This is a genomic window from Hyphomonas sp. (assembly GCF_013823385.1).
Lineage (GTDB): Bacteria > Pseudomonadota > Alphaproteobacteria > Caulobacterales > Hyphomonadaceae > Hyphomonas.
Genome location: NZ_PNMA01000151.1, coordinates 1 through 1,214, shown reverse-complemented (window position 1 = coordinate 1,214; position 1,214 = coordinate 1). Strand labels below are relative to the sequence as shown.

The window sequence follows — 1,214 nt, the reverse complement described above, 5'->3', positions numbered from 1 at the left end:
GGTGGTGTCGGCATTGGCGGTAAAGCGCCAGAGCTGCTTGCCGCTTTCGGGATCAAGGGCGATCACATCGTTGTAGCCGGTGCAGAAATACAGCATGCCGTCGATCATCAGGGGCGTGGCCTGGAACGGGGCAGCCTCGCCATTGGGTTCAGCCCCGGTTGAAAAGCGCCAAACCTCTTCAAGGGCTCCCACGTTGGCGTGCGTAATCTGGTCGAGCGGAGAATAACGAGTCCCCTCCTGGAGGTTGCCGTAGTGGTGCCATTCACCATCGCGCGCAGTTTCGGGACCAGCAGCCAGTGCAGAAAGATCATCCCCACCGGCGATGCGATCGTTCCAGAAGGTCCACGATAGGCCGCCTGCCAATGCCAGCACGGCAGTGGCCAGCAGGCCGGCGCTTAACCGGGTTACAGGCTTCGTAGCCAGTGATCGCCGGACCCACGGCAAAAGTAGCCAGATGCCAATTCCGGTAAGCAGGCCCATCCGCCCAAACAGTGGCCAGAACGAGATCCCCGATTCCCACACCGACCATGCAAGCGAGACCGCCCAAAGCGCACCATAGGCTACCAGTGCCTTGGGCGATTGGCGCCACAGCAGCCACGCAATGGCGATCAGGGCGAGGCCGCAGGCCAAGTAATAGGGTGAACCGCCTGCCAGCAGCAGTTGCCCGCCCAACCACACTAGGCCGAGGCCCAACAACAGCAGCGCGAAAGCAAGCAAGCGGTTGAGCCAGGTCATGCGGGAGTTATCCTCAATCTTGACGCATCAGGGCACCAGCGCGCTGGGCCCGCCAAACAGGATGCGGCCGAGCATGGCGGGGACCAGGTTGATGGCGAAAAAGGTTACCTGAAACAGCAGGGCCATGCCCCACAGCCGGGCCCATTCACGGCGCCATCCGGGCGGTTTTGCAGCAGCGCCAAGGCGGACTTCATGAGCCATGAAACCTTCCTCATTCCTGTCTGCTAGCAGGCCGACGAACCAGCCCGCCCACAGCCCGATCAGCAATGGAAAGATCAGCGGCAAGCGCCCCTGTTCGCTTTCCAGCGCCGGGCCGATCACCGAATCATAGGTCCACCAGCCATTGGCGACAGAACTGCCTTCGACGTAGATCTGGTACGCCAGGAACAACGGGAAGGCAGTGAGGAAGCTTAGGGCATAGACCGAACGGGCTGGAAACTTGCGATTCAGGAACAGCACCAGCGATGTGAGTAGAGGAA

At 61.2% G+C, this 1,214-nt stretch carries 2 pseudogenes; both read right to left on the bottom strand.

The features are described 5' to 3' along the window. Positions 1-735: pseudogene (locus C0456_RS20655) on the bottom strand (membrane-bound PQQ-dependent dehydrogenase, glucose/quinate/shikimate family); the annotation flags it as partial. 27 nt (positions 736-762) lie between these two features. Beyond that, a pseudogene (locus C0456_RS20650) lies at positions 763-1,214 on the bottom strand (hypothetical protein); the annotation flags it as partial.